This window comes from Candidatus Nitrospira nitrosa (assembly GCF_001458735.1).
In the GTDB taxonomy this organism is placed as follows: domain Bacteria; phylum Nitrospirota; class Nitrospiria; order Nitrospirales; family Nitrospiraceae; genus Nitrospira_D; species Nitrospira_D nitrosa.
In genome coordinates this window covers 182646-208624 of the sequence record NZ_CZQA01000011.1, presented here as the reverse complement: position 1 = coordinate 208624, position 25979 = coordinate 182646, and the positions used below count along the sequence as shown (strand labels likewise).

25 protein-coding genes and 1 pseudogene are annotated in these 25979 nt (G+C 54.1%); 15 read left to right on the top strand and 11 right to left on the bottom strand.

Features of this window, described 5'->3' with window-relative positions; translation table 11 throughout:
* Positions 1-40: 40 nt before the first annotated feature.
* Positions 41-1215, bottom strand: a protein-coding gene (locus tag COMA1_RS17740) for an IS3 family transposase (RefSeq protein ID WP_407921304.1) whose coding sequence is annotated in 2 segments (ribosomal slippage) — positions 41-939 and positions 939-1215 — 1176 coding nt in all. Because the reading frame shifts where the segments join, the coding sequence is not laid out codon by codon here.
* Between the two features lie 101 nt (positions 1216-1316).
* On the opposite strand from COMA1_RS17740, the gene istA reads away from it, so the two are divergent.
* The 3 genes and pseudogenes from istA to COMA1_RS17725 all read left to right on the top strand — a co-directional run bounded on the left by istA (position 1317) and on the right by COMA1_RS17725 (position 3778).
* On the top strand, positions 1317-2186 hold the full coding sequence (gene istA / locus COMA1_RS17735) for an IS21 family transposase (protein ID WP_245630774.1): 870 nt from the start codon (positions 1317-1319) through the stop codon (positions 2184-2186).
* Positions 2183-2974, top strand: a complete 792-nt coding sequence (istB, locus tag COMA1_RS17730) for an IS21-like element helper ATPase IstB (protein WP_090750866.1) — start codon at positions 2183-2185, stop codon at positions 2972-2974. The genes istA and istB overlap by 4 nt, the downstream gene beginning before the upstream one ends.
* Positions 2961-3778 (top strand): annotated as a pseudogene (locus tag COMA1_RS17725) (transposase). Before istB ends, COMA1_RS17725 begins: the two are co-directional and overlap by 14 nt.
* 237 nt (positions 3779-4015) lie before the next feature.
* Here the strand turns inward: COMA1_RS17725 and COMA1_RS17715 are convergent.
* Both COMA1_RS17715 and COMA1_RS17710 read right to left on the bottom strand, forming a co-directional pair.
* Positions 4016-4228 carry a DUF2283 domain-containing protein gene (locus COMA1_RS17715; RefSeq protein ID WP_090750863.1) on the bottom strand — a complete coding sequence of 71 codons (213 nt, stop codon included), beginning with the start codon at positions 4226-4228 and terminating at the stop codon, positions 4016-4018.
* Positions 4213-4470: a hypothetical protein gene (locus tag COMA1_RS17710; protein WP_141654404.1), complete on the bottom strand. Its 258-nt coding sequence runs from the start codon at positions 4468-4470 to the stop codon at positions 4213-4215. Before COMA1_RS17710 ends, COMA1_RS17715 begins: the two co-directional genes overlap by 16 nt.
* 256 nt (positions 4471-4726) lie before the next feature.
* Here COMA1_RS17710 and COMA1_RS17705 point away from each other — a divergent pair, with 256 nt between their 5' ends.
* Both COMA1_RS17705 and bioD read left to right on the top strand, forming a co-directional pair.
* Positions 4727-5464 (top strand): SDR family NAD(P)-dependent oxidoreductase, encoded by a 738-nt coding sequence (locus COMA1_RS17705; protein ID WP_090750861.1) that lies wholly within the window; start codon positions 4727-4729, stop codon positions 5462-5464.
* A gap of 96 nt (positions 5465-5560) precedes the next feature.
* Positions 5561-6298, top strand: coding sequence for a dethiobiotin synthase (bioD, locus tag COMA1_RS17700; RefSeq protein WP_090750860.1), 738 nt, complete (start codon positions 5561-5563; stop codon positions 6296-6298).
* On the opposite strand, the gene thiE is transcribed toward bioD, so the two are convergent.
* From thiE to COMA1_RS17685, 3 genes are read right to left on the bottom strand one after another with little or no spacing between them, the layout of a single operon-like run.
* Positions 6249-6896, bottom strand: a complete 648-nt coding sequence (gene thiE, locus COMA1_RS17695) for a thiamine phosphate synthase (RefSeq protein ID WP_245631144.1) — start codon at positions 6894-6896, stop codon at positions 6249-6251. The genes bioD and thiE overlap by 50 nt on opposite strands.
* Positions 6897-6901: 5 nt before the next feature.
* Positions 6902-7489: an SRPBCC family protein gene (locus tag COMA1_RS17690; protein ID WP_176698153.1), complete on the bottom strand. Its 588-nt coding sequence runs from the start codon at positions 7487-7489 to the stop codon at positions 6902-6904.
* Complete coding sequence (locus tag COMA1_RS17685; protein ID WP_090750858.1) at positions 7479-8591, bottom strand: DGQHR domain-containing protein; 1113 nt, start codon at positions 8589-8591, stop codon at positions 7479-7481. Before COMA1_RS17685 ends, COMA1_RS17690 begins: the two co-directional genes overlap by 11 nt.
* Before the next feature lie 95 nt (positions 8592-8686).
* Here COMA1_RS17685 and COMA1_RS20820 point away from each other — a divergent pair, with 95 nt between their 5' ends.
* From COMA1_RS20820 to COMA1_RS17665, 5 genes are all read left to right on the top strand, one after another.
* Positions 8687-9061, top strand: a complete 375-nt coding sequence (locus COMA1_RS20820; protein ID WP_141654403.1) for a hypothetical protein — start codon at positions 8687-8689, stop codon at positions 9059-9061.
* A gap of 14 nt (positions 9062-9075) precedes the next feature.
* Positions 9076-10083, top strand: coding sequence for a tRNA epoxyqueuosine(34) reductase QueG (gene queG, locus COMA1_RS17680; RefSeq protein WP_090750876.1), 1008 nt, complete (start codon positions 9076-9078; stop codon positions 10081-10083).
* 534 nt (positions 10084-10617) lie between these two features.
* Entirely contained in the window at positions 10618-11571 is a 954-nt protein-coding gene (locus COMA1_RS17675; protein WP_090750857.1) for a multicopper oxidase domain-containing protein, read from the top strand.
* A 60-nt stretch (positions 11572-11631) separates the two neighbouring features.
* Entirely contained in the window at positions 11632-12075 is a 444-nt protein-coding gene (locus COMA1_RS17670; protein WP_090750856.1) for a group I truncated hemoglobin, read from the top strand.
* A gap of 262 nt (positions 12076-12337) precedes the next feature.
* Positions 12338-12796 carry a c-type cytochrome gene (locus COMA1_RS17665; protein ID WP_090750855.1) on the top strand — a complete coding sequence of 153 codons (459 nt, stop codon included), beginning with the start codon at positions 12338-12340 and terminating at the stop codon, positions 12794-12796.
* Between the two features lie 165 nt (positions 12797-12961).
* On the opposite strand, the gene COMA1_RS17660 is transcribed toward COMA1_RS17665, so the two are convergent.
* Positions 12962-13861, bottom strand: a complete 900-nt coding sequence (locus tag COMA1_RS17660; protein ID WP_090742504.1) for an integrase core domain-containing protein — start codon at positions 13859-13861, stop codon at positions 12962-12964.
* 129 nt (positions 13862-13990) lie between these two features.
* On the opposite strand from COMA1_RS17660, the gene COMA1_RS17655 reads away from it, so the two are divergent.
* The 5 genes from COMA1_RS17655 to COMA1_RS17635 all read left to right on the top strand — a co-directional run bounded on the left by COMA1_RS17655 (position 13991) and on the right by COMA1_RS17635 (position 20193).
* Positions 13991-15328 (top strand): sigma-54-dependent transcriptional regulator, encoded by a 1338-nt coding sequence (locus COMA1_RS17655; protein ID WP_176698152.1) that lies wholly within the window; start codon positions 13991-13993, stop codon positions 15326-15328.
* A gap of 470 nt (positions 15329-15798) precedes the next feature.
* A complete protein-coding gene (locus COMA1_RS17650) occupies positions 15799-16710 on the top strand; it encodes a M48 family metallopeptidase (protein ID WP_176698151.1) in 912 nt (303 codons plus the stop codon).
* 38 nt (positions 16711-16748) lie between these two features.
* On the top strand, positions 16749-17780 hold the full coding sequence (locus COMA1_RS17645) for a hypothetical protein (protein ID WP_141654401.1): 1032 nt from the start codon (positions 16749-16751) through the stop codon (positions 17778-17780).
* 568 nt (positions 17781-18348) lie between these two features.
* Positions 18349-19272, top strand: coding sequence for a M48 family metalloprotease (locus COMA1_RS17640; protein WP_090750851.1), 924 nt, complete (start codon positions 18349-18351; stop codon positions 19270-19272).
* A gap of 39 nt (positions 19273-19311) precedes the next feature.
* Complete coding sequence (locus tag COMA1_RS17635) at positions 19312-20193, top strand: hypothetical protein (RefSeq protein ID WP_141654400.1); 882 nt, start codon at positions 19312-19314, stop codon at positions 20191-20193.
* On the opposite strand, the gene COMA1_RS17630 is transcribed toward COMA1_RS17635, so the two are convergent.
* The 4 genes from COMA1_RS17630 to COMA1_RS17615 are packed head-to-tail and all read right to left on the bottom strand — an operon-like array spanning position 20177 to position 25917.
* Positions 20177-23122 carry a TIR domain-containing protein gene (locus COMA1_RS17630; protein WP_090750849.1) on the bottom strand — a complete coding sequence of 982 codons (2946 nt, stop codon included), beginning with the start codon at positions 23120-23122 and terminating at the stop codon, positions 20177-20179. The two genes, COMA1_RS17635 and COMA1_RS17630, sit on opposite strands and share 17 nt — an antisense overlap.
* Before the next feature lie 44 nt (positions 23123-23166).
* Positions 23167-23661, bottom strand: a complete 495-nt coding sequence (locus COMA1_RS17625; protein WP_090750848.1) for a hypothetical protein — start codon at positions 23659-23661, stop codon at positions 23167-23169.
* 40 nt (positions 23662-23701) lie between these two features.
* Positions 23702-24214 carry a Rab family GTPase gene (locus tag COMA1_RS17620; RefSeq protein WP_090750847.1) on the bottom strand — a complete coding sequence of 171 codons (513 nt, stop codon included), beginning with the start codon at positions 24212-24214 and terminating at the stop codon, positions 23702-23704.
* Positions 24211-25917, bottom strand: a complete 1707-nt coding sequence (locus tag COMA1_RS17615) for an OmpA family protein (protein ID WP_090750846.1) — start codon at positions 25915-25917, stop codon at positions 24211-24213. The genes COMA1_RS17620 and COMA1_RS17615 overlap by 4 nt, the downstream gene beginning before the upstream one ends.
* Between the last annotated feature and the right edge of the window lie 62 nt (positions 25918-25979).

The following is a 25979-nucleotide window of genomic DNA, read 5'->3' as shown; positions in this document are numbered from 1 at the left end:
TGACCCCTTTAGTCAAGAGTGGACGCCATGAATGACAGTCTCACGCCGCCGACTGTTGACGGGCCCACCGTTGGGCAAATGCCGCGGGCGAGCGATTCCCCAGCCGGGAATGCCGTCGCTGGCGGTTGTAGAACACCTCGATGTATGCTGTAATCTCTTGCCGAGCCTGCTCCCGCGTCTCATATCGTCGGTGATGCACCAGCTCAGTTTTCAGTGTTCCCCAGAAACTCTCCATCGGTGCGTTGTCATAGCAATTGCCCTTGCGACTCATGGAGGGGATCATGCCGAACTGCCGCAGCTGATCCTGATAGTCGTGGGCACAATATTGAGACCCACGGTCGGAGTGGTGGAGCAAGCCCGGGCGTGGGCGTTTCGCCCCGACCGCGTTCCCCAAGGCGTGGCGCACCAAGTCCGTCGTCATCCGGGCCCCCATGGCATACCCGACGACCTCACAGGTATACAGATCCTTGACCCCGGCTACATACAACCACCCTTCCCCTGTAGGAACATAGGTGATGTCGGTGAGCCAGGTCTCATTCGGGCGTGTCGCGGTGAACGTTTGTGCCAAGCGATTCTCCGCCACCGGCAGGTGATGCGCCGAATCCGTGGTGATCGTGAACCGTCGCACCGGTGTGCAGCGCAGGCCCAGTTTCTTCCGCAGCCGCTTGATACGGCCGATCCCAGCTGGAAAGCCGTCTTCACGCAATTCCGCTTGGAGGCGCTCCGGGCCGTACGTGTGTCGGGTCCGCACGTGTGCCGCCTGAATCGCCACTTCCAGCCGCGCATTCTCCTGGGCGCGTGTCGACGGACGCCGATGCTGCCAGGCATAGTAGCCGCTTCGGGACACCTCCAGCACCCGACACAACAGAGTCAACGGATACTGGAGACGCAGCGTCCTCATGAGCGCGTACCGGGCAGCTGCGCCTTGGCAAAGTACGCGGTGGCTTTTTTTAAGATGTCGCGCTCCATCCGCGCTTCCGCAAGATCCCGTTTGAGCCGAGACACCTCGGCCTCCAGCTCCGTCACGGGCCGTCGGCTCTCTCCCAGCGTAGTGAGCTGGCCCTGCCGAGCCCGACCCACCCAGCGCTCGAGCGTCCTGCCCGACATGCTCAGGCGCCTGGCGGCCTCCGGAATCGTCACCTGCTGTTCCAGGACTAGCCGCACGGCCTGCTCTCGGAACTCCTTCGTATACTGCTGTCGCGGGACCTGTTCCATCTCACACCTCCAGCCCTCTCATTCTAGGTTGAAGGCGTCCACTTTTTCGAGCTTACCTCACCATTCTGCGGGACTACATCCGCCAGAAACGCGCCCTGCGGGTGCGTCGGGCGACGGTGCGGTTTGAGACAGCACCGGGTCGCCAGCTGCAGAGCGATTGGGCCGAACAGCGGACGCAGCTCGCGGGCCAGGAAACGGTGGTCCACTTCATTGTGAACACGCTGGGCTTCTCGCGGCGATTCCACTTCTGGTGCACGGACCGTGAGGACGCCGAGCACACCTATGACGGACTCATCCGCAGCTTCGAGTGGTTTGCGGGCGTCCCCGCCGAAGTCTTGGTGGATAATCAGAAAGCGGCGGTGCTCGCTCATCCACGAGGTGGCCCGGCTCGCTTCCATCCCCGGTTTGTGGATCTGGCGGGCCACTATGGGTTTGTCCCGCGCGCCTGCCAACCTGCCCGAGCACAAACCAAGGGCAAAGATGAGCGGATGGTCGGCTACATCAAGCACCACTTCTTTGTGCGGTATCGTGCCTTTGAGAGCTGGGCGCATCTCAATCAACTTGCCGCGCAGTGGTTGCGGGAGGAGGCCGACCAACGGCGACATGGGACCGTGCAGGAGATCGTGGCTGAGCGGTTCGCCCGCGAGGCACCGGCCTTACGGCCCTTGCCCGCCACACGCTACGATACGGCCTACCGCGAAATTCGGCAGGTGAGCTGGGATGCCTACATCGAGGTCCGTGGCCGCCGGTATAGCGTCCCGGCTGACTTGGCGGGTCAAACGGTCCAGATCCGACTGACGCTGGAAAACGAGTTGGCTGTCTATCACGACGAGCAACTCGTGGTCACCCATTGCGTGGTGCCCGGAGCACCCGGCTGGGTCACGGTTCCATCTCACCACGCCGCCCTGTGGGCCCAGACGCTGGCGGTAGAGCAGCGGCCGTTGGCGGTCTACGAGGAGGTGGGGGCATGATGGAACTCAGCGTCCTCCTCGAACGGCTGAAGTTGGACCACCTGCTCACCCAACTCGATGGCGTCTGTGAGCAGGCGGCAAAAAGCGATCTGGATTACCAAGGGGTTCTGGCTCGAGCCCTCGAAGCAGAGTGGCGCGGGCGGCAGCAACGGGGAATCGACCTCCGGCTGCGGATGGCCCGGTTTCCATGGCTCAAAACCCTGGAGCAGTTCGACTTCGAGTGCCAGCCCTCGCTCGATCGCAAGGTCATGCGGGAACTGGCGGGACTCAGCTTTGTCGAGCGCGCGGAGAATGTTGTCCTGCTCGGCCCACCGGGTGTGGGCAAGACGCATCTGGCGATTGCCCTGGGCATCAAAACCGTCGAGGCCGGTTCATCCGTGCTGTTTTTGACGTTGGAGACGCTGATGAGTCGGCTGATCCGCGCCCGGCAGGAGAATCGGCTGGAGCGCATGCTCCCGCAACTGACGTATCCCCGTCTCCTGATTCTCGATGAGCTGGGATATCTGCCACTGTCACGGGAGGAGGCCAGTCTGTTCTTCCGCCTGCTGGTCCGCCGCTATGAACGTGGGAGTTTGATTGTGACCAGCAACAAGAGCTTCGCGGACTGGGGTGAGGTCTTCAATGATCCCGTCTTGGCCACGGCGATCTTGGATCGGCTCCTGCATCATGCGACAACACTCAACATCAAGGGCGAGAGTTACCGGCTTCGGGAAAAGAGAAAGGCTGGGCTCTTCGGCCGCCGACCGGTCGCCGAACTCGGGGAGGGCACGACGGGTGTGGCAATCTGACCCGACCGACTGGACAATCTCATCGGTGAAAAGCGGACATCTCAGATCGGTGATTTGTGGACAACCAACTTCGGTCTTGACAGCTAGTGGGCTGCTACGGTCCCTGGTGCGCTGTCTGCGCCGAGCATTCCCGGGGGCTGCCCTCCGGGTCCGCGTCGATGGTGGCTTCGCCGGCAACGACTGGTTGGAGGTCCTGGAAACACAGCGAGTCGAGTATGTCGTCGGGGTGGCGAGCAACGCGCGACTGGTCCAGCGGGCCGGGCGCTTGCTGGGAGAAGCCTATGGCCTGTCCAAATACAGTGGCCACACCGAACACGTCTATAGCGATACCCTCTACGCCGCCGGAAGTTGGTCGCGTCGCCGCCGGGTGATTATCAAGGCGGAAGTCGTCCGGCTGCCGGGACGAGACCCCAAGTGCAATCCTCGTTTTGTCGTGACCAATCTCCGTGAAACACCCGCCACGGTGTATGCGAGCTATTGTCAGCGGGGCGATGTGGAAAATCGGCTCAAAGAGTTGCATGACGGGCTGGCGTGGGCCGGACGAGTTGCTCGCGGTTTTGGGCCAATCAATTCCGGGTGCTGCAGACCGCGGCGGCGTATGTGTTGCTCCAGGAGTTGCGCCGCCAGGCTCAGGGCACCACCTGTGCCACGGCGCAGGTCTCGACCTTGCGGGAGCGGCTGCTGAAGTTGGCGGTGTGGGTCGAGCGGTCGGTCCGCCGACTCGTGCTGCATCTGCCTCAGGGCGCTCCGTGGGGCGACACCTGGCGCCGCGTCGCCGTGGCCGTCGGGGCCGCAGCCGGCTAACGCGGGCGGCAATGGGGAGAAAACGGGCGTGTGCTGTATGCGCAACGGGAGTGGTGTCTCTGCAAGCATCTCAGCAGACCCTCCAGGGCGTGTCGTGAGACCGGGCCAGAGCGAAACACCCGCGATTCTCAGGCCTACGCCTCCCACTCATAGGTTCGGATAGGCCCGATCGGCTGTTCAACCAGTGTGGTTGCGCTCATCGTGAATAAGGCAGGCTAGTGGCCGGCTGACACTGCGTTAGTCCCCGGCAACAAGTTCTGCTTCCAATGGATGGTCTTTCGGAAAGCGGCTGACGCCAAGCACACTGAACCCCAGCACATGGCCCTGTTCATCCACACGCTCCATTACGGCGTCGTGTGCCGTTGGCCGCATAAACCCTGGTGCGTCTCGAAACTGAACTTCCAAGTAATCCCCTTCTGGATCAAACCAGACTTTCACTTTTTCGGCCATATGCACTCTCCTGGTTTCAGCCGATCGGTGAGATACGCCGTCACCACAAACCCATCATCGTTGGCATACTTTACCACGACAGATAGCCATTTCCCACCAACACGCGTCTTGGCGTAGTACTCGTAAAACAGCTGAACGCTTTGATCGGAGCGGGATAGACGCACCTCTGACGGTGATTGCAACACTCGATCAATCTCCGCTTCCATATCAATCATCTCCGGATGTTGCAGAATGTGCGCCATTCTCTCGTCCGTCAGCCTGATTGATCGACCAAAACAATCACGAATGATTTTCATCACGATGACTTCGGATAGAAAAACTTGTACGGCACACACTGCCTACCACGAGGCTCGTAGCAGCTTACCCATTTTCTCCTTTGAAATCACGTCCTCATTTCGAGAAATACCGAAGACATGAGTCTCCAACTCTTTGATACATCCCTGAAAATTTCCCGCCTCAACTTGCCTTCGCACAGCACTCCTCGCATAATTCAGCACCATGCCGTCCCCGAGTGAACCACCAGCATCTGTTCTCGTCACCGGCGCCTCAGGAGGAATCGGGCGTGCGATTAGCCAAGCCTTTGGAGCGATCGGTTGGCATGTGGGAGTCCACTATGTTCAGAACGAATCAGCAGCAAAGACGACGTTAGAACAAGTGGTCAGTGCTGGCGGAACCGGCGAGATATACCAATCCGATATTCGAGACGCGTCATCGGTTCAGATCATGATCGACCGATTTTCCAATCAGGTGTCCGGCCCATTGGTCTTGATCTGCAATGCGGGAATCGGGCAACGCCATTTGCTCGTCCGCCATTCAGAAGAAGTCTGGACTGATGTGATTGCGACCAATCTGACAGGAACCTTTTACTGTCTTCGCACCATGGCTCCCTTCATGCTCGCTCGTGGGGGAGGCTCGATCATCGTGATCGGTTCCCACACAGGATTTCATGGAGCCACCGGCCAGAGTGCCTATGCGACATCAAAAGCCGGACTGCTCGGACTGGTACGCTCTGCGGCACTGGAATGGGGACTGCAGAACATCCGAGTGAATCTCCTATTGCCTGGATGGCAAAAGACTGACTTAACCGAGGGCATCTTCCCCGAAGGAAGCGGATGGCCAGATCATGCCCTACGCCGATCCCCCGCTATCGAGGAAGTGACGGGAACCATAGTCCGACTGGCTCAGCTTAAAGATGTGTCAGGACAAGTGTGGAATTGCGATAGTCGGCATCTGTAGCGAACAGCAAATAACTTATGCCCTATAGCTGACCACCACAGCTTATGTGCAGCAAAGGGTTAATTCTCTCAAGCTATACGCCGTCCACTCTTACCCATGAACCACGGCATATTCATAACCGGTACTGACACTGGCGTCGGAAAGACATTGGTGGCGGCTGCACTCGCGCTTCATCTGAAAAAGCATGGCTACTCAGTCGGCGTCATGAAACCGATCGAGACCGGGGTGTCCCCGGCCACGGAAAACCAGTCTGACGCCGCCCGGTTGCGATCAACTATTGAGAGCGAAGAGCCTCTCGGAGCAATTCGCCCCTATGCCTTTAAAATTCCGAGCGCTCCCCTCACCGCCGCACAGGCCGAAGGCCAGACCATCAATCTGGAGACAATTAGCAAGGTCTATCGACTCTTGTCCAAGCAGTACGACCATCTTGTCATAGAGGGAGTCGGAGGCGTACTGGTGCCGGTTACACCGAAAGTCATGGTAACGGATCTCATTAAACAATTGCGCCTTCCCGTTGTGGTCGTTGGACGGTCTGGACTGGGAGGCATCAACCATGCACTCCTGACGATTGAGGTCCTTCAGCGAAGGAAGATCACCGTCGTGGCGCTCGTCCTTAATCAAACGCAGTCAGTTCGATCAGATATGTCGCGGATCCAAGAACGTTCCACACTCGACATACTCCGCAAACAAGCCGGTGTTCCCGTGCTTGGCCCTCTTCCGTTTGCGCCAGGTCTCCCAGGCCGATTCCGACCCACCGTCATCCGGCTGGCCCGCTCTGCTGCCATCACACACTTGGCGAAGTTGGTCTTGCAAGCCGGGCGACGAAGTCACTGACCGTGTGCCTGATATCCGATGCCTTGAGAATTGCGGAGATCACGGCGACCCCGTTCGCTCCTGCGCCGATCACATCCTGCACGTGATCGAGTGTCATACCTCCAATGGCAAAGATGGGAAGCGGCGTCAGTGCGCGGATCGCGTTCAATCCAGCGATGCCAACAACCGGATCATGATCAAGTTTCGAGACAGGCTTAAAAATCGGACCGAAGCCGAGATAATCGGGTTGGCCCGCCGTCGCAGCCCGTACCTGCTCCGCATGATGCGTTGAGATACCGATCAGCTTGTCAGGCCCCATCACCTTGCGTGCGAGATTCAGCGGCAAATCTCCTTGACCGAGGTGCACGCCGTCTGCATCGACCGCCAATGCCAGATCACAGCGATCATTGACGATGAACAGGACTTCAAGCTCAGCGGCAAGCTTCCGAAGCTCCATCGCCTCGATATAGGCGTCTTTCATTGAGGCTGACTTATTCCGGTACTGAAACAGTGTGGCACCCGCTTGGGCAGAAACCGTCAAGACCTCATGAAGCGGACGGTCTGGGCAGACTGATGGATCAAGAATGACGTAGAGCCCGGAGAGCATGGGTCTTGGCATCGCCATTACCGCTTGGCCTGTTCCAGTGCCTTTTGTTTCACGATCCGAAAATGGGTTTCCAGTTCCTGACGCATGACGATCGCAATAATTCGATCCGGTACGAAGGTGTGAGGCTCAACGACCAGCTCGAAATCGGCCCGCGTCTGCGTCCCCGCCTCGATCGATTGAAGTTTCCAGACCCGGTGATACCGCTTAAAGTCGCCACCGGTAAGATCCGTTACGAGACCGCCGTTCGGCAAGATCGTGGACTCTGTCACCAACTTCCGTTCGCCGGGCATCAACGGATGTTCGATACGAAGATCGACCGTCGCCACGCCATCCCGCACGAGCACCTGCACCACTTTCATCCGCACTTCAAACAACTCCGGCCAATGCTGGTAATCGGTCAATAGCGACTGGATCACAGCCGAGGTTGCTGGGAATAGGACCTGCGCCGTCGCGCGGACACCCCCTTGTGGCTCAACGGCCACTTCTAACCGATCCGTCTCAGCTCCTCCCGAAACCGCTGCCCCCATGACAGCGACGGACAGAAGCAGCTCGAACGCGATCAGCGCGAGAAGGGTCCGGGCTGCCCCTGTTCGTCTACCCGACAATCGCGTCCAGCAACCGCTGATGAATTTTGCGAACACGTTCAAGTTGGCCTTTCGCGGGGAACCGTTCATAAAAGCCGTCGGCGCGGAAATCCTTGGTGAGCGTCGCCCACGGCTTCACCAGCTCGGCGAAGGGTTGGTGTGAACGTTGCTCCTCCCAGGCGGTTATGAGTTTACGATCCACAATCAGGTCGTCCAGCACCCGGATCAAGGCCTTGAGGGTGACATCACGGGTGAACATATAGCGGTCATTCTGTCCCCAGGGTTCACCCATCACGTCCTTCACGCCTTTAAAATAGTCACGCACCAACGCATAACAGCGAACGGCCTTCATATCCAGATGCGATTCGATCCATCGTTTGTGGGCCGTAACAAGTTTTAACAGCTCGTTGAACACCTCGGACTGCAAAACCCATTTTTCCTGCTTGCTCCGTCCTCCCAGACGGTTGATCTTGTACTGCAGCGGCGAGTCGGACTCGCTGTAGAGCAGATTCACAACTTTGGCCGTGAACTTCTTCTCCGGGCTCTCCCAGGACACCTTCTCATACAGATCGACCAAATGAGACCGGTTGATGCGCGTGTGGGTCGAGTTGATGATGACGAACATCTCCGTCGCAAAGTCGGCGCTTCGCCCGTCGAACAAGAGGCAGGGAACTTCAACCTGCAGGCTCTGGTCCGGATGTTTCTCATGGAAGAAGTGCAGTCCGGCGAGACGATGTTGTCCGTCAATAACCAGATATTTTCCTTTCGGCTCGCTCAGATTGCCGATCGATTCCGAACCGTCGAGTTTCTGGAAACGGAGCGTTTCATCGGTAAAGAGCAACACCGTGCCGGGAATCATCGGTTGCGCCACGACGGTCTCATAGAGATTGACGATCTGCTTGATCTTCTGCCGATTCAGGACGCGCTGAAAGCCCTTCTCGCTCCGTTCAATTCCCGCAATGAACTGCGCGACCTCATCGTGCTCGGTAATCTTCGCCTGCGCGATCTCCTCACCTTCAAAATAGTACCGGCTCGTAAAGCGCACCTTGTCCAACAGATGGTCAGCCTTATAGGCAATAAAATAAAACGTCCCTTCTTTTTGGGTAATCCTCGTCGCGAGCATGATGCCTCCATTGGTGAGAATAGAAGCGTAGGGGAGGATTCTACGCGGCCCTCGCCATGGCCGCAAGACAAAGGACTATGCTAGCATCGGCAACGATGCGGCCAAGACACGGCACATTCCTGTTGTATTCTGCGTTTCTGCTGATGTTGCTGACCTGTCCCCCTAACGGTCATGCGCAAGGGGTGGAGGACAGTGGAGCGACAACAGAGCTCTCGTGCAGCTTTGCCATGGAACAGGGAGAGACGGGAAGCCCCTGCCGTGTGCCCTTTCCCCAAGGCTGCGTAGTCGCCTCGATCCCAGGGACCAAACAGCCATGGGCCACGGTCTCAAAAGGCGGGCGGGTACAATGCCGGTTTGATGAGAAAGAGACTGACTGGAAGACCAAAATTACCGGCGCCTGCGGTCGATGCCAATCGATCCGTTGTTCAGCTCACTTCAGTGTTCGGTTCGGTTGCACAACTCAACAGTAAACTCACCGAAACTCATGTCTCTCACGACGGCAATCAAACAACAGGCTCGCACATTAGGGTTTGATGCCATCGGAATCGTGCGACTTGCGAACAATGATGCACCGTCAACGCTCACTCCCCAGCCACTCGAACCGTGCTCGGATAACGCAACCAAGATCGTGCCACAGCTCTACCACCGATTGACTGAATGGCTCCGCCGCGGCTACCACGGCACGATGACCTGGATGGAACGGGCTCCAGACAAGCGCGCCGATCCTCGCGTGGTCCTGCCCGGATGTCAGTCGATCATTTCCGTGGGAATCAACTATCTGACCGATCATCGCGCGAATGAGCAACCAGGTCATGGTCGGATCGCGCGGTACGCGTGGGGCAAGGATTATCACAAAGTCTTCGAGACGAGACTGAAACAATTGGAAGAATTCATCAAAATCCTGGCCCCTGCCACACACACTCGTTCGTATTCCGATACCGGACCTCTCATGGAAAAAGCTTGGGCAGAGCAAGCTGGCTTAGGATGGATCGGCAAACATTCCAACCTGGTATCTGCAGACCATGGTTCATGGCTGCTCCTAGGAGAAATCCTCACGACCGTGGAACTCGAACCCGACGCACCGGCGACCGACCTCTGCGGCAGCTGCACACTCTGTATCCAAGCCTGCCCCACCAATGCGATCGTGCAACCCTATGAGATCGATGCCACACGATGTATCTCCTACCTCACCATCGAACTGCGCGGAGATGAATCCGTAATTCCTCAAGAGTTACATGCAGGTATGGGAAACAAAATATTCGGATGCGACGATTGCCTCGATGTCTGCCCGTTTAACTTGCGCGCTGAACCAACCCGCGAGAGCGCCTTCCAACCTTCTGCGGTCACCCTCGCACCGAGCCTGGATGAACTTTCCCGACTCGATGAGCAGACCTTTCTCACCTTGTTTCAGCAGAGTCCGATTCGACGGGCCAAAATCCATGGCTTTCAGCGAAATATCGCCATCGCACAGAAAAACAAAACCCGCTCATAAACTCAGATTACTGCATACAGGTTCAGCTACCTCTCGAACTTTCACCGATCTTAATACGGACGGCCCATCCAACCGATGCTCCAGAAAAAAGTTGCGACATGAATCGAATTGGATACAGGGTGTATCTCTTTAGATTCTTATCACCCCTCTTCCCTTGCTCCCTTCAACGATCACAATCGATACGTCCAAATGACCGTCTCAGCAAATGGTTTGAAAGACCATTGTTTTTCGAGGTGAAGGCTAGAGCTAACACCACAGTACCGTGCCGTCATGGTGATGGCACGCATCATGCGTAGTTTTGAGAGCCTCGTTTACAAAATGGCTCATGTATGAGCCAGGTACTCCGTAATAAAGGAAGCAGGGAAGTTTCAGAAGACGCCAGAAGACACCATATGTATTGTACTTTCCGGTCCGAATTTGATAGATAGTTGATCCGGCGACTGCTCGACGAGTGGGTGGGAGGGGACTAAATTGACCGTGCTCGCTCGCTGCAGCGCTTTCTGTGCCATAAAACCAAACTCAAGGGAGGCTACTATGCAGAGGTTTCGTTTGCTTGCATCCACCCTAGGACTTGCTGTCCTTCTGGGAGGCAGCGGATGTATTACTATGCCTGCGTCCGCAGGGGCAAAGGTTCATGAGGTCACCTTCACCGCGATGGAAACGGAAATCGTCGTTGACGGGAACGGGACAAAATACAAGGCCTGGACGTTCAACGGACAAATGCCAGGCCCGGTCGTGCGGGTCACCGAAGGCGATACGGTAAACTTCACCCTGATCGGCGACAAGAACAACTCCTTCCCGCATTCGATGGACTTCCATGCGGCGGAGCTCGACTTCTTGAAGAACTACCACAAGACCGTTTCAGCGGGCGAGACACACAAGTACTCCTTCGTCGCAAAGAAGCCAGGTGTGTTCTTCTATCACTGCGGTGCCAGCCCCATGATTCAGCACGTGGCTCGTGGCATGTTCGGTGCCATCATTGTGGACCCGAAGGATGCCAGTGCGTGGCCAAAGGCCGATCGTGAATTCGTCCTGGTCCAATCCGAGTTCTGGAAGAACCCGGACAACGTGCAGGCAATGTTTGATCGGAAGTGGGACAATACGATTTTCAACGGGGGGATCTTCAAGTATCACCCATTCTTCCCTGGTGGAGAGCCGTTGGAAGTCAAGGTTGGTGAACGGGTACGCATTTACTTCGTGAATGCCGGCCCGAACGAGTTCTCGGCGCTCCATCCGATCGCTGAAATCTGGGACAATGTCTATGAAAGCGGCAACCCGGCGAACAAGTTCACGGGGGTCCAGACCTATGTGGTCGGTCCAGGCAGCGGGGCCACGTTTGATATGATCGTGGATAACCCAGGAGCCTATCCGGTGGTGACCCACTCCTTGACGGGCGCGCTGCGCGGCGCGATCGCAGTGGTGATTGCCAACCAGAATCCGAAGGACTACAAGGGTCAATTGATGCCCAACACTCCCTGGAACCCGTAATGAATGAGCGGGGAACCGAGGTCGTATAGTCAATTCATTCTCACACAAAGGAGTAGAGATATGTCGTTTAGCAAGAAGATTATGAGCATGGTCGTTGCCGTCGCAGCTGCGTGGACGCTGAGCAGCGCCACGTCCTTTGCCGCAGATGCCTCTCTCTATGAGCGGCTCGGCGGACAGGGCGCGATTCAAGCCGTGGTCACCAAGTTCATCGCCAACGTGGGCGGCGACAAGCGGATCAATAGCTACTTTGCGACCACCGACCTCAAGAAGCTCAACAAGCTCTTGGTCGAGCAGGTCTGTATGGCGACCGGTGGGCCCTGCAGCTACTCTGGTCGGGATATGAAGACCACGCACAAGGGCATGAAGGTCACTGACGCTGCCTTTGGTGCGCTCGTGGAAGACCTGGTCAGCGCCTTGGATACCTTCAACGTTCCGGCAAAGGAAAAGGGCGAGCTTTTGGGCATCCTTGGGCCGATGAAGAGCGACATCGTCGAAGCCAAGTAACGACTGACAGTGCACAACACTGCATGAGTCGTACGGTAGTGTTTCCCGTCAGCCAGGACTACAAGGTCCTGGCTGACGCGGTCCTTCAGGTCGGTAGCCCCACATCCTTTCGATCTCCACCTTAACCAATTTCTCCGAGATAGGGGCACTGCCACTGAGGACATCGTCGTGTTATGATGGACTGGTTTTCGTGCGCCCCTTACTAGAGCGGCGCGAGCAGTCATGTAGCTGCAATATTCAGTAGTATCACCAAGGAGGAACCATGAGAGGGAAGCGTTTGATTGTGACGTTGTGTAGTTTCATCGCCGTTGCCATGTGGAGTACGGCAGGGTGGTCTGGCCCCGAGTCCGACCCTCTGAAGCCGCGCGTTCCAGACGCTGAGCGTGGGGAAGCACGAAAAATGAAGAGCCCGATCACCGTGACCCCTGACGTACTCGCCAAGGGCAAGGACCTCTATGAAGGGAAGGGCACCTGCGCAAATTGTCACGGTCAGAGCGGCGAGGGTGATGGTGCGGGAGGAATGCTGCTCACACCAGGACCACGAAACCTTACGAATTGCAAGTTTCACAAAAAACGGAACGACGGGGAACTGTTCTGGGTCATCAAGAACGGAAGCCCTGGTACAGGCATGCCCGCCCTGCTCAAGGGTAACGTCATCACCGAGGAAGAAGCCTGGACAATCATCGCCTATGAGCGGAGCTTCTGCAAAGATAAGGAATAACGGTTGTTTGGCATGGAGCTGTAGGTCGACCCATTCGACCTACAGCACGTGCTGTTTCCTCGCTCGGCACCCTATCCCTTCAGAGTTTTGAAACCGCCCGTTGTATCTACATAACAGTCCCCAGATCGATATCCATTGGAACGCTCGACCCGCCTTGCCCTCGCACTATTCTCCGTAAATATCCGACAGTCCGTCAGGTCCTTCACGGCTTGGCGATAACGGCGGTCGCATCGGGGTGAATCCAAGATGCGGCCGATGATAGTGATACCGGTCCAGAAATGCACGCACCTCGCCCTGGAGTGTGGGCAGTTCTTCTACTCGATAGGAGATCCACCCCAAGCATTCCTTGCGCAGGGTTCGATTGAAGCTCTCAATATACGCCTGCTCGTTCTTCTTATAGGGACGGGCGATGCGATGTCGTGTACAATACTGGAGCACCTGTTGGGCAAACACGCCTTTGAACTCTGAGCCCCCATCGGTCTGGATGATCTGCACAGGCCCGGTAAAGCGGCGAGTCATGGCTGTGCGCAAAAACATGGCCCCATCCTCGCTTGTTAGTCCGGTCCGCAGAACGACATCCGCTTCCTTCGTATAGATGTCCACCCCGGTAAAGGCGAAGACCTCGCCAAAAACCACGGTATCCATCTGAATGACCGCGCGGGGAGCCGTGGCAATCGGCACAACGCCGCGTGGCTGATTGGTCCGGCCCCGAGGCCGTAAGACGTATCGTTCAGCCAAGATTTCATAGATCTTGGGAACAGAGAGATGGATATGCTGTTCATGAGCCAGAAAGTACTGAATCTTCTGCCCACAGCAGTCGTATTCACGGGCGCGAATCGCCCAGACAAGGCGTTTGACCGCTCCCGGGACCTGTCGTGCCGGACGTGGCCCCGTCTTGGCCGCAGCATAGCGATCCAGAAAGACAGAGAGTCCTTCGATTCGAACTGCCTTCAGCCAGAGTCCTATGGTTTCTCGATGGCGCTCAAGTTGGCCCGCGATCGCGGAAACGGAGAGCCCTTGAGTCGCCAGTTCCGCTGCAAGAATGATCCGAGTTCTTGTGTCCATGTCCAGAGTCTACTCTGGACTGTCGGATATTTACGGCAACAATGCGGCCCTTTCCTTCTTTATCAAAATAGGTGTACGCTATACGAGGTGTTGATGGTTCCAGAGGAGGCGAGGCCAAGGAGCACTCCGATGAACCTTCGGACAGCTCTTCTCATCGCGAATGATCCCCATGTTAGACAGCTCGTCGAAGCTGCCATACCAGAGATCAACCTTCAATCAGTACCCACTGTCGCAGAAGGACTTGCACGCTGGTCCGAGAGTTCCCCCCTGCTGGTGATCAGCGAAGGAACTTCCCCTGCTCTCGCGCCGCTCTTCGAATATGCCAGGCAACTCCCTGCTGCTCCCCCTGTACTGATCATTGGAGACCGTCATTCCGTTAAAGACGCCGTCGACATCATGCGAGCTGGTGCAGCGGATTACCTGACAAAGCCCGTTTTTCCGGTTGACCTACAGGCCGCGATCAGTCGTGTCCTCAAACCGTCTCCTCTCGTGACATCCACTGCACCAGAGGATCCCTTCGCCTCCATTATCAGCATCTCACCTCAGGTGAACTTGATGAAGCACCTGGCCAAGGAAGTAGCCGTGACCGATGCGACCGTCCTCATCACCGGAGAAAGTGGAACTGGTAAGGAATTGTTTGCAGAGGCCATCCATCACTCCAGCCCCAGGGCCCATGGCCCGCTGATTGCTCTGAATTGTGCCGGGATTCCAGAACACCTGTTGGAAGCGGAGCTGTTCGGGTATGAGCCGGGTGCGTTTACCGACGCGAAGCGGGCCAAACCTGGACGATTCCAAATGGCGGAAGGCGGCACGCTCTTTCTCGACGAGATCGGAGAAATGAGCCCAACCGCTCAGGCGAAGCTGCTTCGTGTCTTAGAGAACCGCACCGTTGATCCTCTCGGTGATACCCAAAGCCACAAAGTCGATATCCGAATCCTCGCCGCAACCAATGAGGATCTGCTCGCCCACATTAAAGCAGGCCGCTTCCGCCTCGACCTGTATTATCGATTGAACGTCTATCAGCTCCGCATTGCACCGCTCCGAGAACGCTCTGAGGATATCGAGCCTATTCTCTTGATCTTCTTAGAGCGGGCCACAAAGGAACGCGGCTCCCGTGTAAAGGCCATTGCTCCATCCGCGCTCTCGGTCCTCAGAAGCCACACGTGGCCAGGCAATGTCCGAGAACTGCATAATGTGGTCGAGTGGCTCACGATCACCTGTAAAGAAGAGGTAATCCAACCACATCACCTCCCCGCATCCGTGAACAGTCACGCGACAGCCGGCGACTCCAGTCCTGAGCTCAGACCATCCCTGTTAGCCTTTGGACTGTCAATTCATGAGATGGAAAAGAAGCTGCTCGAAGAAGCGCTACAAAAGGCATCAGGCAATGTCTCAGAAGCCAGCCGCCTTCTCAAAATGACCCGCAATACACTCCGCTACCGCATGGCGAAACATCATCTGTCTTGAATCGTACGCCCCTTTCCTTTTGTTTATTCGGTCCGCAGTAGATCCCGACTCCTTGTCTGGCATGGCACTCACAGAATTCATGCTCTAGTTGTTGAGTGCAGGGCACGGATATTTTTCAGACCCCCCGCTCTAGAATATGGGAATCTCGTTCTCATTGAGGACGACCAGATCCTGGTTGAATCGTTTTAGCTTCACCGGAGAATCTATTTCGATACATACCTAGCTGTCCTATTACTGAGACAGCATAACCGTCATCCAGTATAAGTCCTTATGACTTAAGCGGGTGTCTCGTTTCGCTCTGCTCAACACCGAGTGGTATGGTTATTGCTGCGTATTAGTATTGATACTTTTAGGTTCCCTCCGTGTTTCGTATGGCTTACGTGTTCCAACTTCAGTAATGGATGCGTGCTCTTCTCTGGAGGTGATCAATGAAGGTTCAATCTATCCTATGGGTCTCAAAGGAAGCGATTGTGACCGGTTTCTTTTTCCTCTCGCTCGCGGCCTGCGACACAATGAATATTCCAGCAGGCGGAACGGCAGGCTCGCTTAAGGATACGTCGGCGTCTCCGACGTCTGACGACAAGCCCTCTGATGTTTCGCCCTCAAAATTAGCAAGTTTGGGGAATCAACAGTACAACAAGGAAATTGAAGAACGACAAAAGAACAATGAAATTGAAACAAGTACGAAAGTAACAGGTCAAATGGACGGAATCTTCGAACAGCTGAAGGCAGCTGCGCTGATCGACGAGGAATACGGCTCGGTCGCTAAAGAAATGGATTGGAGACTCAATACGATACGAGACAAAACTATTGTCATGGCCAAGGCATATCCCGGCGGTGGAGTCGCGATTTATGACGGCGTGTTTGATGTCGCAGAAACCGAAGGAGCATTAGCTTCCATATTGGGACATGAGATGGCTCATGTATTGGCCCAACATGAACTCAAACGCCTGGCTGGTCACACAGCTGTAGCAGGAGCAACGTTGGGATCAGCAATTGCCTTGGCCATGAAGCCGAAGAAACGGGAACAACAAGTTGCAGCGGGGGTCACCGGCGCGCTGGCACTCGGATATCTCCTCGGAGGACGACAGGCTTGGGAGCGATCGCAAGAACATGACGCGGACTGTCTTGGCCTAAGGCTCGCGGCTAAAGCCGGATATGATCCGAAAAAGATCGAAGGGTTTTGGCGCAGAATGGCGGAAAACAAGGAAGAGGCAAACACCAAGTATCAGTTTCTCAACGACCACCCTATCGATGATGAGCGTCTTGGTCATATCCAGAATACCTGTATGTCGAAAGCACAGGAAGTCTATAGTCAAGTAGATATAAATCTTCGAAAAGATGCTTTAGCTACATTACCGGGGGTCGGCTTTGAAGGATGATGGTACCAGTGCACAACAACACTGAGGTCAAACACAAGATGAGCTCACAAAAAAACCTCTCTTCAACCGCGAGCGGAAGCGCCAAGAGCAGCTGTTCAAACCGTAGCTGGTCACGAGTGGTGAGCGCATTCACTCTGACTGTGCTAGCCAGTACGTTCGTCGCCTGTGGCTCGGGGCTTGTCGCGCAAGAAGGTCCGAGGCTCGCGACCGATCGGACGAAAATAACAGGACAAGCACTCCTGGTTGGCGATCAAACTGAAAAGGCTGATTATGGACTCTATAGTTATGTGCTATTCGAGTCACCACCAACCACCGAGACCAAGCCCGTCTACCTCGCGGTCCTTTTGGCTTGTGTGAGGGAATTTCCAGATCTTGGAGGCCTGACGCAGAAGTATCGCCCGGAATCGCTCAACGCGATGTACATTCCAGTTACGAGAAATACGACGGATTCTCAGATGTCTCCGCCAGAGTACCCCGAACAGAACCGACTGAGGTCACAGGCGGAAGAGATTCTCCAGCGATACAACTACGACCGAGCTAAAGCGATTCTAGCTCAGCTTTCCAGGATCCAGAGAAACGGCGGACCCTATCTTCTGTCGAGTCTTAAGCCAGTTTCAACTAGCAGCGGGGCAAATCCATTTTTATTCCAAGATTTGGCCGCAGTTCGCCTCGTGGCCAGTCAGGAAGATCAGAACAAAATGGCCTATGAGTGGGTACTCGACTTCGTCGATCGGGTCAGCAATCCCCAATCCTCGGCCTGGAATCGAACCACGTTGGAAACATTCGGCGACGAGATAATAGATACAAGGCAAACCGCTTTCGCTTCTTATAAAGTGCGTGCAGATCAGTTAGACCTCAAAAAGTATATCGTCTTTCCCATGCCGGATACACAAGCCAAACGGACATTTCCCTTCTTATCCCGGAAAACCCGAGTAGATGATGGCAGCTCCAACCTTAACCACGCTCAGGGGCAATCGATTTTCGTCCCGAGGCGAGTTTCTTTCTCGAGTTACGCTGGGCTAATTCGTCAAAGAGGAGAAGCTTGCGGCGAACAATGCCAGGTGCGTTAGCGAAGCGATTTGCCTCCTTATACGAGTCAACTCGTAGCCTCTCGTCGACCGTCGTCTCTGCGTCACTGAGTCTGTCATCACGAAAATACGTAATACTCAGCGTTACCGGATGGCGACGTATCATCCCCGATAAAGAACTTTCCCACTCAAAGCCCACAAGCCATTTGTAACATGGTCTCGGGGAGAGAACAGAGAGTAGTAGGTCACACCAGCGTCCGTAATCAACCGGTCGTTCAAGACCAACCATGTGAGTCATCCGGAAACGCATTCTAATTATCTGGACAACGCACGGCTAAATATGGAGCGTATCTTTTTGGATTCAACCCTGAATCTATTTAGATACGCACCCACGTGTGTCATCTCTGGGACACTGCCGAAAACCATTTCCTACAAGTGCTTACAATCTAAGCAGTTGCCACATATTGCTTGAATCGCACCACAATAGGCATGTGGATTGCTGGATGTATATTCATAATTGTGAGTTATTAGCCTTGAAATAAGTTATTACATTGTGAGAATTAAGTACATCTATCATATCAGTAGATATGCGTTACTCGGGAGGTGGGTGATGAATCGGCAATCTATTCTAGGACTCTCAAGTGCACTAATTTTCCTGATCCTGTCCATGGCAGCCTGTGACAAGGTCAATATGCCAGGAGGCGGGGCAATGGATGTCGTTAATGTTTTTCCGACACCAGACGTGCCTGTTCCTCCTTTATTAGTGACAGGTGTGGGACATGCTGCTTACCTGTGGGAAGTTGGACGTCAGACAGTGGTTCGCGACGAAGAAGTGACCAAAAGAATCAATGAAGTCTTTACGCGACTTAAGGTCGCTGCGCTGGCTGACGAGAAGTACCGCGCAGTGGCCACGGAACTAGAAAAGAATTGGGAACTGAATACTCTACGAGTGCAAAACCCATCCATGCCGGCCGCAGCATTTCCCGGCGGCGGAATTGCTCTTTATGCTGGATCGTTCGAGAAGATGAAATATGAAGAGGTACTAGCTTCCATCTTGGGACACGAGATGGCCCATTTGCTCTCTCAACATCACCTACAACGCTGGAACCGAGCCGCAGCCACAGCGTTGATGGACATCGGACCGAAAATTACTTCTGGCGAAAGTCTAGACAAGATAGATCCCAAAGTCCTTGGTCCAGTACTCGGGGCGATGGGGATCGGATACTTAATAGGAGAAGATCTCCCTTTGGAGCGTGGGAAAGAACTTGAGGCGGACTGTAGCGGCCTCGTATTGGCGGCAAAGGCTGGATACGATCCGACAGAGAGTGAGCAGTTCTTGCGCGATGAAGCTATGACTAAGAAACAAGATTCAAACGATACGCTAAAGCTTTTTAAGCTCCATCCCCCCGCCGAAGACCGTCATAGTCATATTAGTAAGACATGCTTGACTGATGCCCAGACAGCTTTTCACAAAGCAACAGGTGGAAAACAAAAAACTAAACCGGTTCTTTTGCCCAACGTGAAAATGTCATAACCACAAAATACCTGAACACTTGTAGTAAGAGGACGATACATGAGAGCACATGACAAGATACCTTCAACTACAGGCTGTTTTGTCCCCAATGGCTCACACCGGATCTGGTCACAGATGATCAGTGCGTTGACACTTACCGTAATAGCAGGTGTGTTCGTGGCCTGCAGCATGGGGTATGGCGAACTGAGTCCTTCGGAGAACCATCAAGCTCAGACTAAACGGACAGGAAGAACGCTCCTGGTCGATAATCAAGCCGAAACAGCTGGTTATGGGCTCTATAGCTACGTCCTATTCGCGTCACCTCCAACCGCCCAGACTAAGCCGCTCTACATTGCAATCATTTCAGCCTGTCTGACAGAATTTCCAGACCTTGGCAGACTGACACCGGAACACAGCTCAGAGTCGCTAAACGTAATCCATCTCCCGGTTAGAAGAAACATCTCAGCGCCTAGGGCTGAAGAAATCCTTGAGTACTACAGCTACGAACGAGCACAAACCATTCTTGGTCAGTTTTCCAGGATCCAGAAGAATGGCGGCCCCTATCTGCTATCTAGCCTCGCACCAGTCTCAGACAGTCACAGGTACAGCCCATCTCTGTATCAAGATTTATCAGCCGTTTACCTAGTATCCAATCCGGGAGCTCACACCGACATAGCCAAGGACTGGGTACTCAGTTTCGTCGAACAAGTTAACAGACCCAAGGTTTGGGATCGTGCCACATTGGCAACCTTCACTGACGAGATTCTGGGGAAAATACAACCTGTATTCATAAGCCGTGGAGTTAGTGCTGACAAATTAGATCTTAAAAAATACATCGTCTTTCCGATCCCAGATAACAGAACTGAGCGTGCGCTGATTTTCCAGGCCCGGAACACCAGATTGAACGAAGGTAATCCCAACCACATCAATGTGTTGGACTAATAGCATTTCGTACTAGAACTAACTTCTTTTCCGATTTATCCTTCGCCAGTGCGCTAAAGAGGAGAAGTCTGCGCCGTACAATACCGGGCTCATCGGCAATGAAACGCGCAGCTTCGTAGGCCCCAACCGCTTTATCGATGTACTCATCGGTCTCTTCCGCAAGCGTTAGACCGCTATAGCTCAACCCCATCACATCAAGCCCGCGGTAATACCGAGGTGTTCGCTTAAGAACTACCTCCGCGTGTTTCAGTGCATGATGAAAGGATTCGGCGGCCTCTTGTACCTTCCCCTGCCGCTGGAGAATGATCCCTCGCAGCGAATATGCTTCGGGGGTAAAGAATGGTGTGTTGATTGCTACTGCTGTGTTGACCGTCAATTCCGCGTCACCCAGCTTGCTGTCCATCAGTTGAGCCGCTGCCAGTTCAATCAGGATAGTTTGCTGAAGTTGGACGTTCTGCGCACCCTTCACCAGTTGCATAGCCTCTGTAAGTTGTCTAGATGCCTGCTTATAGTTCCCCTGGTTTAGATCGAGTATCCCCAGGTTTCGTTTCGCGGTAGCTTTGCCGAGTTGAAATTTGATCTTTTCCGCAAACTCATACGCTCGGTTGCATTGATCGTCTGCTTGGTCGATGTTACCCTGAGCTTCATGATGTTGACCGAGATTTGCCAGGGCAACCACTTCAAATATCCCCATCACTCCAACTTCCAGCTCGCGGTTATCGCGCGCGAGTTTCAACGCACGTATACTCGCTCGTATGGCAGCGGAAATCCGACCCAAGCTGGCCAACACCTCGCCAATGATATTCCAAATATGAGTTTCCCATACGCGATTTCCAATCTGCCCCGCTAATTCAAGAGCTGCCATGCAATAGAGGGTAGTCCGAACAAGATCACCGGATTCTTGTTTGCAAATGGCTAGGTTCCCAAGGTACAAGCATTGCCTATTCAGATCTCCCGTATCTCGGACGCACTTCAGTCCTCCCTCATAGCAAGCCGCTGCACGATCAAGCTCTCCGCATCGGTGATGAGTCCGTGCAAGCATGTCAAATAGCTGGCGTGAGCGTGTAGAGTCCTCAAGCTTGCCAATTAACTGTTCGCAGTGTTCTATCAGCTCCACTGACCGCTCCTCCGCAAGCAGCTGAGGTTCAAGTCGTTCGAGTACATCGAACGCAGATGCGTAGTCTTTTCCATTGAAGCGATAGTAGTGCAACCGTTCAAGCTGATAAGTGGATAATCCGCGCCACATCATTGGTCCGCTGGAGGAAATCTGCTGCTCTATATAGTCGGCATGTCGCTTGTACAATGTCTTCCGGTCAAGGTGAACGCCTGTAGGATCATCAATCGGTGAGGATGCATCACCTGAGAGTTGTGATTCTACATACCATCGATCCGCAGCCAGAAGACAATACCCTTGCTCACGCTGTTGTACGAGTTGCATATTACCCAGCTGTTTCAGGATCTCGTCTGGATCAATCGCTGGATGGTCGACCTTTGTGTAATAGAGACGAAACACCGAGACCACGGCATCAGCCTTGACCGGACGATTGCATAACGACAATATCTGCATCATGGTCTTCGAAGGTGCATCGAGACAGGCATACCTCCTCGCGATCATCGCATCCAAAACTTCTTTAGGAAGGAAATGCTTTTTATCCTGGAGGATGGCTTTAGGAGTAGTGGAGCGATTGATCACAACCATCGTATGCAGCCGCTCGATCGCGCCAGGGTTGCATTGCGTGCGTCTACAGAGTTCTGTCAAGAGTGATTCATCACCTCTCTGAAGGCCAAGAGTCCCATCCTCATCCAACATCCTGAACAATTGCATGGCATCATGTTCTGGTAGGCCTCCAGCGAGGTCGAGAGTAAACCATCTTGCCTGCTGAGCCGTTTGCAAATCACGTGGGAGTATCTGGGAGGTTACAATTACTTTCAGTCTATGTGTCGTAGCGGTAAGGACTGCCCGCAAGGCATCCCTAATATATTGGCCCCTTATATTATAGATCTGCAGATCGATGAGATCATCAATATGGTCAATGAGGATAACAACGCGGCGATCAGCAAGGTCGGTCAGTAAATTCTGAATGTCGAATGTGCGGGAGTGTCTCTGTGCTGGTTTTTGAGGATCCGTTACACCTCTTGGTGTTACAAGACGGCGAGCTTTGTTAAACAGCGTGAGCCAGTCAGACCGAGCATGCTGCGCGTGATCAACATAGGCAATCGCATCGATATCGCTTTTTCTTCTCGAATCAGCCCACACTCCTCGCTGGACTCTTTCCAGAACACGGCAGGCAAGTGCTGTCTTACCAGATCCTGCCCGGCCACTGATCCAGAGTAGAGTTCTGGTATTATCAGATAAGAATTCCTCGATACGCTGCTGTTGGTCGGTGCGACCTTGAAAATAGGTTGGCGTGACCAGCGGGGGGGCATTGATAATAATAGGGGTTGTGAGAGGAGCCTGGTGCACTGGCTCCTGTTTCTTGAAAGATTTTCCTAGCTCCAGATCTCCGAGAAGTTTTAGTAATTGGGCTAGCCCCTTACCAAAATCACCGCCACGCAAAAAGTACACAGACTGATAGCCTCCGGCCTGAAATGGAGCCTTGACTTTGCTATCAAGAATGAGGGGAATAATTGGTTTACCACCCTCGGAAGCTCGATGAAGCTCTCTTGCAACATCAGGGCTTTTGTTACTCTCCTCACTGACAACCAACAAGAAACTACAGCAACTATCGATGGCATCTTCGAGTTGTCGTGGCCAAGGGCCTGGTTTCATTTCACTTTGATCAACCCAGACTCTACATGGTGGCTCTCCACTCTCAAGTTCATCTTTCAATCTCTTCATGAACGCATTGTCACGTCGTGAATAGCTGACAAAGTGATATTGCCCTACCGCATCATCTTCAGACTTCTCATGTGAGGGATCGGTGAGCATCTGGCAATGTCTCTGGCTGTGCTGACTTAGAAAAGATTTTTACATCAAAAGAGAGGTGGCGATTGATTGAGATTAAGTTTCATCTCTCGCATAAGCTGAATATAGGCCCTCCGACTTGGCGCACCTCTCTTGATCACCAACAATTTCCGATGGCCGATCGCAGTTACTGTGACTTCGAGATCGAGAGGAGCGTCTGAGGGCCCAGGCTCTTCCCAAGGAGCTGGAGGCAATGCTCCGCCCTCATGCTGATCCCACCACTGATTAGCTTCCTGCATATAAAACTCAAGAAAAGCAGATCGTGGAATCCACAGATCTCGTCCGGGCTGGTCCGAGTCCTTGGTGATGAGACAGTGCGCCCATTCCGGCATTGTGTGGATCGGACGAAATGCCTGCCCGTCTGTGGATCGCTCAAGCACGAGGCTATCCAAGGCCCTAAATAGATCATCGAACAGGGCTCGCTCGTTGGACGAAAGCACCCCGGCCTGTGTGGATTCAGGGCTGCCTCCAGAATTTGTCGGCTCTGAACCTTTGGGGTCCATGTTGATCGCATGTCCTCATTTTCAATGAGCACGTCTATAACTATTTCGGTCTGTCCGCATTGAGCATCTGTCTAACTAAGTGCTCAAATGCCTCATTCACTCTTTCCCCCGTCTTGGCGCTCGTCCCAAAAATCTTGGCACCATCACCAAAGATTTCAATGGCACGATTGGTCACCGTGGGAGATTGAAGGATGTCGTATTTGTTAAGCAACAATACAAAAGGAAGATTGGCAGTTGAAAGCAACCTCTTTACAATATCAAGCGTGTCAGGACGTGTGACATCTGCCACCAGCATGTATCCCCGTGCCCCACTCAAATATGTCGGGGAGTATCCTGATCGTGGATCATCCTTTCCTTCAAGATCCCATATAATTAAATTAACGTGTTCGTTATCGCAGGTAACAGGCTTCTGATCTATGTGGACGCCAATCGTAGTCCGGTAGGTTTCATCGAATTTTTCTTCGACAAGTCGCTTGACGAGCGAGGTTTTTCCAACACCGCTCGCCCCCATTAAGCATATTTTTTTACTTTTACTATTCTGGGCTTGCATCATGACCTAGCCCCCACTGATCCCGAATCATTGACGATGACAAGAAACGACACTCGTCGAGCCCGCAGGAGTTTAAAGTCCTGGCTATCTGCAATTGCTGAAGCTTCAACCGAATCCGCAATCGGCAGAAAGTCGGTGACCTGAAAGCGTTCTCCTCTGAGAGCAGATACGACCCGTTGCGCACGGGCGAGTGCAAGTCGTTGATTCGTCTCTGCCGAACCTTCTTCAGTGGTGTTGCCATGAATCTCCACACGCATTCGACTTCCAAGTTGCTGAGCAAGTGTATCGCCCTCTCGAAGCGCCCCGAGCAGCGTCTGCAGGGTCGACTCAGACGCAGACGCAAGCGACCAGCTCCCCGCTTCAAAGTCAAACTGCTGTTTCTCGATCTCCTGAACGAGTTGATGGAGGCGCCGTCTGAGCAGTTGCGGTGCAAGCGAGTGATAGGGCTCCAGCCGAAAGTCTATCATTTCGTACAACAGCCCTACCTCCTGAGCAATTTCTTGTGGCTCATCGGAGATTGGATCTCGTAACCCATACACAATGGTCTTCCCATTCTTTCCGTCGCCAACAACAACAGATGTGACGTGGATTCCAGACTTCTCCCTAACCTTGTCTTGGAAATGAGCCCATCGCTGTTTTTCATCTGCTTCTCGCCGCCATTCCAGGTAACTTGTGAAGCCCCAGATGAGCGCGATCAGTAGGAACACCAGCATAACCATGAACGCTGGCGACAGGCGGCCACGTGCTGAACCTGCCTCGTTTAGGAGATCGTTCTTCTCTTGGAGGAGACAGGACTCCAGATAGGGTCTTGCAGCCTCAAACGGTTTCTTGTTGCCTTGAAAATTCTGAAGGGCTTCTTCCAACTTCCAATGAATGGAATCCAGCGCATCCCTGAGTGCTGGACGGAGTGAAGGCGGGGGTACACCTCGGACAACCGCGGCTAAAGCGGCCTTCGGGCCGTGTTCGATCCATACCTTCTTGCCATCGTCCCATTCGAAGGTTTTGCAGGAAGCGTCTTCGGAAGCCTGAAACTCGTCCTGGCCAAATTTCTGCACTGCCGTCTGGATCGCGGAGAACATACTGGAAACCAAGTCCTCCTTACCCAGCTCAAAGGGCGGTATATCATGGCGGTGGACATCCACGAGATGTACCCCATCCTGCTTGAAGAAGAGAAACACTCGTTCCACTTGGTACTTCACGGTATGCTCCAAGACAACTTCCCAGAACGGCCTGCCGGTTCTCCACGACTCCCAGCGCCAGACCAGCCTTCTGTGATCCAACGTTCGATTCATGGACTGCGCGATATCCTCCATAGCGCCCGCAATCGCTTTTCGAATGGCTGGCATCATCACAGGGGAAATCACCTCTGCAATGAGATCTCGAGAGTTATCGCTACTAACGGTGCGCTTAAAAGTGGAGACAAATGTGGATTCCAAGGACTCTTCAAGATCCTGGTCCTGTTCTGAATTAGAACGTTGACGGATCGCGTCCGGCAACACCTTGGCAACTGCAGTGGCATCGACGACTTTATTCCTGAGGTGATGGTCAAGTTGGTTGAGGCCGTCTTCGAGTCGATCGACTCGTCCCCGTTCCGCTTCGAGTAGGTCGAGTCGGTCTCGTTCCTTCTTCAGCAGCAATGCTTGAAGTTCTTCGAGATTCCCGTCTTGGGGTGGAGCTTTCGGGGTTTGTTCCTGAAGGTCAGGCATAGCCTTGCTCCGGTGGTGAGGAAGATTCGAGTCAACTAGGGCGCCCACGACTTCTGGCAAAA